Raw genomic sequence first — 7905 nt, 5'->3', positions numbered from 1 at the left:
TAGGATTCGGTAAAACAGTAAGAAAGTTTTTCAGAGCAATTAGCATGGCTAGATTTTTTGTTTTGAAAACATCGATTGCTAATTCAATATCGAGTTGATAAATACTGGATGCACACACGATCGCTGCTTTCTCCTTGAGCGCTTTCTGGCTATAGCTTTAAGTTATAATCTAAATGTGAAGATTTTGTGAAGTTAAAATTTATTGATGTTATTGGCAAGAAATACGGAATTTATCGATGATAGCAATAAGTCGCAAACAAGGCTCGTACCGAGTTGCGTTCACAAGGTAGTATGGCAACCGGCTTAGCACTCAGCACTCAAGAAATACCCGTTAATCTTGCCAATTCAAAATATTTCGGATCTGATTAACTAAATCGCGAACTCCAAAAGGCTTAGTGATGACTCCGGCTACGCCCAAGTTGATAAACTGCTTTTGTTCGCTAATTTTTGCTTTGGCAGTTAGTAGAATAGTGGGGATGTGTTTGGTGCGATCGCTTGCTTGCAAATGCCCGAAAGTCGTAGGCCCATCCATATCCGGCATCATCACATCTAAAATAATAGCATCGGGTTGTTCGGCTTCAGCTAAAGCCAATCCCTCGCTACCGCAAGCGGCAGCCAAAACTTCCCAACCTCCTCCCGCTTCCAGAGAAAATTGGATAATTTCTCGCACACCATCTTCATCATCAATGACTAAGATTCGCTTGGTTGTCATAGTTGTTTTCGTCCCTTACTGCAATCGGTAAAGTGAAGTAAAAACAGCTGCCTTCACCTAGAGTACTCTCAACCCAGATCGATCCACCGTGCTGTTGCACAATGCTGCGACAAATCGCTAAACCCAACCCCGTCCCGCCTTTTTTGCGCGAATCGGAGACATCAACCTGGTGAAAGCGCTCGAAAATAGTTTCCAGTTTTTCAGCAGGAATACCCCGTCCGCAATCTTTCACTTGGAATAGTACATTTTGGGGCATAGGGTATGTGTCTATTGAGTATTAACTACTGGCTGTTAACTAATTTTCGTAGTTTGCGTAGAATTTTTGTCCTCTCCAGTCGGTTCAGGACGCGGGCGACTAGCTCTGGCCCTACAATTGGCTTACTCACGTAGTCATCCGCACCGGCTGCAAACACCCGATGTATAGTTTCGGCATCCGTGCGAGCAGATAAAAACAGCACCGGTAAATCGTTCCAGTAAGCATCATTGCGTACAACTTGGCACAAATCGATGCCGTTAAACTCTGGCATTTCTACATCCAGAATGAGCAAATCGGGTGCAGATTGCGCCAAGCCATCCCAAAATTGTTTTGGGTCATCCAGTAGGGTGAGCTGAAATCCCCAAGGTTCCAGTAAGGTACGCAAAAAATCTAGCAACTGAGGGTCATCGTCTACAATCAGCAGTTTTGCTTCCGGTGTAGAGGGTTGTTGCAAGAGTTCGGCTAAAACATCTATTACCTGAGACGGAGATACTGACTTGTGTAAAAAGCCCCGTCCCCCCAAACGAGCGACTTTAACGCGATCGGCTAAATTATCGGTAGCGGTAAATACCAGTACAGGCAGTAGCGGCTGATATTTACTCAGTTCTACTAACAGTTCAAAACCGTTTTCCTGGGTGTCGGGAAAAGAAAGATCCAGCAGCACAGCATCCGGTGGGGCTTGAGCTATTATTTCCCTCGCTTTGGCTAAATTTGTGGCAATTTGTGCCTCTATTCCCCTACCTTTTGCTTCTGAAATTAAAAGCTCGGCTAAATCCGCATCGTCATCAACAATTAACAGTCGCGCCGATGGGAAACTGAGGAAGTTTTGAATTTTTAGTTTTGAATTTTTAGTTAAAAGATTCGTCTGCTTTTCTACTTTTCTGCTCCTCTGTTCCTCTGCTGTTTTATCCTCATCTTGACTGAATTGCAATTCCTGGCGCAGCTGCACAATTAATTTTTGCAGTTGCTGTATTTCGGTCTGCGGCAGGTTTTCTTGATCTTGAAATATTTGTTCGATCGCACGAGAAAGGCTGTCAGCTCGCTCAAAGCCAAAACTGCCTAACGACCCTGCCAATGTGTGAGCTTGCCGCTCTGCTCGGACACGCAATTCTTCTGTGAAATTATTTTCTACCAGAGCAGTTACAGCTTCTTCTATGACCCCAATGCGATCCCTGTATTTATGTTTATTTTTATCCCAAATTTCGGTTAATTTGTTGGCGATTGTTAATGGTTGCTTCTTGGCTGTTAAATAAGATGAAATTTTTTCTCTTTTTCCTCTTGTTTCCTCGGTGCGATCGCCAGCATTTACTTGATAATAAATACCTGCTTTTTCGCTCTTTTCCTCTTTATCCTCTTCTGTTGATTTGAGCCGATATCCCAATCCGTAGATTGTCTCTATTAATTCGGGTGCGCCTGCTTTTTTGAGTTTCGATCGCAAACACTTTATGTGCGCTCTGACGGCATTTTCTGTGGGAGGTTCATCAAAAGACCACAGATGATCTAGTATAGCACTTTGGCTGAAAATGCGGTGATTGTTACGTAAAAATAGCTCCAATAGGCCGTACTCTTTGGCAGTAAGATGCAAGTGCTGACCTGCGTATGTCACCTCGCAGTTGCTGGGGTCAAGACGCAGGGAACCCCACTCCAGTACTGGCAAAGCGATCGCACTGCCTCGTCGCAGCAAAGCTCGCATTCTAGCCAATAACTCTTCCATATTGAAAGGCTTGACAATATAATCATCTGCCCCTGCATCTAATGCCGCGACTTTGCTGGTAATCGCCTCTTGTGCCGTGAGTAGTAAAATGGGCGTGCGATCGCCCTGTTGCCGTCGCCGTTTGCAAAAACTAATACCATCCAGCTTAGGTAGCATTAAATCCAGCAAAATCAAATCGTAGTTTATCGATTCTGCCAACTCCCAAGCCACCTGACCGTCATTAGCAACTTCGACTAAATAATGCTGACTTGTCAGAGCTTTCTCAAGTCCTTCCGCCAGACACTCATCGTCTTCTACCAGCAGAATTCTCACATCAAATTTTCTCGAAATAAGTTATTTTTTTAGATTACAGAATAATTGCTATCAAGGCAACTAACATTTTTGGTTGTAAAGACGTTTCATGAAACGTCTCTACAATGTTCCGGCTCAAATTTCAAAGGGGAGCAATCAACCGGGGTTCCGTATAAATCCGTACATCCGTGCCATCCGTTTTGTGCATCGGGGAGAGCGGACTCATTTGTTTATTTGAGGTATTGCACAAACCAATCATGTGCGACGCGCACCACCTCTTCCAAAGCACCCGGTTCCTCAAATAGATGGGTTGCTCCGGGAACGATTTCCAGTTTCTTTTCCACTTGCAGCTGTGGCAGCGCCTTCTCGTTCATCTCAATTACTTGAGTGTCGTTTCCGCCTACGATTAGCAGCGTCGGTGCTTGCACTTTTGGCAGGGAGGATTCAGCCATATCGGGGCGTCCGCTGCGAGAAACAACCGCGCCAATAGCTTCCGGGAGTTCTGCGGCTGCCACCAATGCGGCACCCGCACCAGTGCTGGCACCGAAGTAACCGATTTTGAGCTTGTGAGTCTCAAGGTTTTGTGCAACCCATTCGGTGGCATCAATTAGCCGTTCCGCTAAAAAGTTGATGTTGAAGCGCAATAGTCGCTTCTGCTTATCTGTTTGTTCTTCATCTGCGGTCAGCAAATCGAACAGTAATGTCGCAAATCCGGCCTGATTTAGCTCTTGTGCAACAGAACGATTGCGAGGACTGTGCCTGCTGCTACCGCTACCGTGGGCAAATAGCACAATCGCACGCGCTCCTTCGGGTACGCTCAAGTTACCTTCTAGATCGACGCGGCCAGATCCTATCCAGATCGATCGCTCTTGAACCTTCAATTCCAAGGTGCTTTCCATAACTAATTCTCAATGTGTGAGGATGATGAGCCATTAATTTTGTTTTGGCTATCTTACTTTTAAATTAAAATCCAAAATAAGGCGCTATTAAACAGCCTATATCAGTTCTCACTTGTCTAAGAAATAGCTTTAAAATTCTTGACAATTATTGATATTTGCTAACAATCCTCTAGCCCAAGGAAGATTTATTTAACTGACCGCTTCGCTGTGTTAATCTTAACAAGTAAGCACTTAACTAATAGCTATGGTAAAAAAACTTACTCCAGAACAAGAATATCTGATTTCGGTTTATCAGGAAAAATGGGAACGAATTGCCCTTTCTATTAAGCCAATAGATAGAATAAAAGCAACAATAGCGCTGGAGAACGCTTATCGTTTAATTCGTAATAAAAAACCAAAACCAAAAATTATTTTTTTCGATAGCCCTTTCGCAGCTTTGAGTTATATCGCGTCATTTATAGGCGAGCAATTGAAAAATACAACAACAGAAGAATTTGATTCAAGTTTCTGGTCGAGTAGTCTTGCCATCAGAGATAACAGTGAATTGAATTTATGGGAGAAACTGGAAACAAAACTGTGGGCTTTATATTGGAAAGACCCTTATAACACGCAAGCAGAAAAAGTTTCTTGGAGAAGTTATCTGTGGCAGCAACTGAAGGAACAAATAGGAGATGAACTGTGCGAAGAACTGGAAATATTGTTGGTCGAACAAACAGAACGTCGAGTTTGGGAGCAAGTGGAAGAACATCTGGTGCGAAAAATGATAGAATATATGGGAAGCAAACTAAAAAAAATCTTTCAAGCAAATATCGATTTAGAAGTTGAAGTGCCTTTATATAGTTTAGAAGATGCAGCCGATCGAATGCTGTCTGGATTAATTCACAATCACTTTTATCACGGTGCTATGCGTCTGTGGAATTTGAATTCGTGGAACAGTCGGGCTGCTTTTGTTGATTTTTGTTTTTCCGCATTGAACTGCGATGGCGATCGAGAAAAATGGCTTCTATTTCAATCGCTAGTTAAAGAATGTAACTGGGTGTTTCCATTAGAAAATCTTTTTCTAGTGTGCGATCGCCCCCGCATTCTTTCCTTCGATAATCAACAACGCCTGCACGCCGAAGGTTCAGCTGCTATTCAATATGCCGATGGTTTCAGCATCTACGCTTATCATGGTATTATCTTACCTGAAGAATACGGCAAAGTGCATCCGGATCGATGGCAAGCTGAATGGCTTTTATCTGAGAAAAATGCTGAGTTGAGGCGAGTGCTAATTCAGGGAATTGGATATGCGAGAATTTGTCAGGAATTGCAACCAGTAGAATTAGACAATTGGCAAGAATATACATTGTTAAAAATTGATAATGATGTAGATATAGAGCAAATTTATATGTTAAAAATGACTTGTCCGAGTACGGGATACATTCACGCTTTGCGAGTACCGCCGAATATGCGATCGGCAAGAGAAGCGATTAAATGGGTGAATTGGGGAATAGACCCACAAGAGTTTTCTATACAAACTTGAAAAAGAGAAGCTTCAAGGGAAAATGTCATACTTTATTGGATAGGAGATTAAATTATGGCAAAAAATAGCGATCGACCAAGAGATTTCGATGCTGTATTGGGAGGACAGACTCCACCACCAGTGGGAGGTGTAGTTTTGGGAGGAATGGAAGGATTGCGCCGACGTTTCGCTGCTTCTATTGTCGAAGAACGAGTAGCAGCTCTTTCTGATGCGCTCAATTATGGAGATGCAGGCATAGATTTGTTAGTAGAGGCAATGAACGAGCGAGAAATAATCGTTAGAGTTACTGCTTATAAACTTTTGCAAAATGTATCTGCTGCTAAAGCTAAAAAAGCGATCGCCAGAGGGATACCCTTAAACATAGGCGACAGGATTTACAGCGTTTACAAGTCAGATATTTCTTACGGCGATGATTGGTATTATATCACAGATTCAATTAATCAATATTACCAGAAAGAATATCCGCTTTACAAGCCAGGTATCGATCGCAGTGATAAAAATTTATACTACATCACGAATCCAGAAGATGGAATGTTTAAATATTACGATGACTGCGAACCAAAATTAATCTCGCGTCATCTTTTCAAAGAAAGTGCCGAAGCTGAAGCTGTACTATTTCATGCAGTGAGAATGCTGGAAGTGAATATTTCCGATATTTGGCGAGACTATCCCAACCCTATTGAGAATTTTAATATTAATGAATGGTGTGCAGCTAATAACGTTCCTTTAACCTGCCAAGATGACGAGGAAGAATTTCAATTTGAAACAAGAGTTTTACAAACGCTACAAAATGAGAAAAACTTGGAATTACTTGGACAACTTTGGGAATTGATTGGCTTTAATCGTCGGTTGGCTTTTGTCCATGAAGATATCATCAACAAAAAAGCGTATTTACAACCTCAAGGAAATCTCTGATGATAGCGATCGCAGCTAATGATAAACTTATGCAGTATGGCTGAGAGAATTACGCGATGGCAGAAAATTCTAATCAACCAAAAAACTTCGATGCCGTTTTGGGAGGACAAACTCCACCGCCAGTGGGAGGCGTAGTTTTAGGAGGAATAGAAGGATGGCGGCGACGTTTTGCCACTCCCATTGTCGAGCAAAGAATAGCAGTTCTTTTGGATGCGCTCAAATATGGAGATGCAGGTATAAATTTATTGATAGAAGCAATGAACGATGAGGCGCTGCTTGTTAGAGCTAATGCTTATAAATTATTGCAAGGTTTATCTTCTGCCAAAGCTCAACAAGCCATTGCCAAAGGGGTTTTGTTGAATGAAGGCGATCGCCTTTACAGCGTTTACCAATCAGCAATCTATTACGGAGACGACTGGTACTACATCAATGATTATATAAGTGAATTCTATGCAGACGATCGTTACCTCGATCCTCAATTCGTATCACGCCATTTTTTGAGAGAAACTGCTGAAGTGGAAGCAGAACTGTTCCATAAAGTGAGATTGTTGGAAATAGATGTTTCTGGATTATACAGGGAAAAGTGGTCTGGCAATAATATTGACAATTTCGATCTCAATCAATGGTGTGTAACCAAAAATTTATCTTTCTTTTGTCAAGCTAATGAAGAGCGTGAAACTTGTCTAGAAAGATTGATTAACACTCTTGAAGAGAGCAAAAAAAAAGAATTACTGTTAAAGTTATGGGATGATTTGGGAAAAAATGCAAACATCGATATAAATGAGTGGTGTGCAGAGACTCGAGTCACTTTAGTCCGGCAAGAGGACGAGCAAGAATGGCAATTTGAAAATAGAGTGTTTCAAAAGTTTCAAAATGACAAAAACTCAGAAATACTTAATGAACTTTGGCAATGGATTGGTTTTGGTCGTCGGCTTGCCTTCGTCCACGAAGAGATTTTCAGCCACAAAGCGTATTTCAAACATCAAGGAAATCTATAATGCTAGGACTCAGTATTACAGCAATTGGAATGCGATCGCACGCCGAGTGCCTAGAAATTTTTGAGAAACTCCGCGAACGGATGAAGCTGGATTATTTAGAATTAGCAATAGGCAGCACTTGCTCTGTGGATTTTGATTACTCAGGAATACCGCTGATTTTGCACGATTCCTGCCTTTACAAAGACGGTGTGCGATCGCGCCTTAGTTTGTTGCATCAGAAAACCTGGAAAACTTACTCAGATTTCATCGCCAATCATGATGTTCGCGCCGTCTCAATTCATCCGCCGCTTCAGCGCGAATGCAGCAGACAAGAGTTAGAAACTGCTTTATCCCAACTTGAAAAAACTTTGCAAGTTCCCGTTTATGTAGAAGTTATGCCGTCTCCAGAATATTGGTGTTCGAGTTGGGAAACTCTAGTCGATCGTCCCTTGTTGGTAGATGTTTCTCATGTGCTAATCTGGTTTGCAGGCGACCGAGAACTCACAAAACAAACTTGCTTGTCAATGCTAAACTCAAAAGAAGTAGGAGAGATTCACTTGAGCCACAACAACGGACGCAATGACGCTCACGATCTCATACCTCCAGATGTTTGGTTTAC

6 protein-coding genes and 1 pseudogene are annotated in these 7905 nt (G+C 42.2%); 4 read left to right on the top strand and 3 right to left on the bottom strand.

Going from position 1 to position 7905, the window contains the following annotated elements; genetic code table 11:
- Positions 1-331: 331 nt before the first annotated feature.
- The 3 genes and pseudogenes from H6S82_RS11240 to H6S82_RS11225 all read right to left on the bottom strand — a co-directional run bounded on the left by H6S82_RS11240 (position 332) and on the right by H6S82_RS11225 (position 3872).
- Positions 332-712, bottom strand: a complete 381-nt coding sequence (locus H6S82_RS11240) for a response regulator (protein WP_190469493.1) — start codon at positions 710-712, stop codon at positions 332-334.
- Positions 684-2994 (bottom strand): annotated as a pseudogene (locus tag H6S82_RS11230) (response regulator). The gene H6S82_RS11240 and the pseudogene H6S82_RS11230 overlap by 29 nt, the downstream one beginning before the upstream one ends.
- A gap of 209 nt (positions 2995-3203) precedes the next feature.
- Complete coding sequence (locus H6S82_RS11225; RefSeq protein ID WP_190469501.1) at positions 3204-3872, bottom strand: alpha/beta fold hydrolase; 669 nt, start codon at positions 3870-3872, stop codon at positions 3204-3206.
- A gap of 244 nt (positions 3873-4116) precedes the next feature.
- On the opposite strand from H6S82_RS11225, the gene H6S82_RS33395 reads away from it, so the two are divergent.
- From H6S82_RS33395 to H6S82_RS11205, 4 genes are all read left to right on the top strand, one after another.
- Positions 4117-5394, top strand: coding sequence for a DUF6745 domain-containing protein (locus H6S82_RS33395; protein ID WP_242056908.1), 1278 nt, complete (start codon positions 4117-4119; stop codon positions 5392-5394).
- 54 nt (positions 5395-5448) lie between these two features.
- Positions 5449-6309: a hypothetical protein gene (locus H6S82_RS11215; RefSeq protein WP_190469504.1), complete on the top strand. Its 861-nt coding sequence runs from the start codon at positions 5449-5451 to the stop codon at positions 6307-6309.
- A 56-nt stretch (positions 6310-6365) separates the two neighbouring features.
- A complete protein-coding gene (locus H6S82_RS11210) occupies positions 6366-7307 on the top strand; it encodes a hypothetical protein (RefSeq protein ID WP_190469508.1) in 942 nt (313 codons plus the stop codon).
- On the top strand, positions 7307-7905 hold a 599-nt coding region (locus tag H6S82_RS11205), incomplete at its 3' end, for a hypothetical protein (protein WP_191056229.1). The genes H6S82_RS11210 and H6S82_RS11205, both read left to right, overlap by 1 nt.

It is taken from the genome of Planktothrix sp. FACHB-1355 (genome assembly GCF_014748295.1).
Classification (GTDB): Bacteria; Cyanobacteriota; Cyanobacteriia; order Cyanobacteriales; family Aerosakkonemataceae; genus Aerosakkonema; species Aerosakkonema funiforme_A.
Note: the sequence above shows the minus strand (reverse complement) of the source record. Positions and strands in the feature narration are given on the sequence as shown.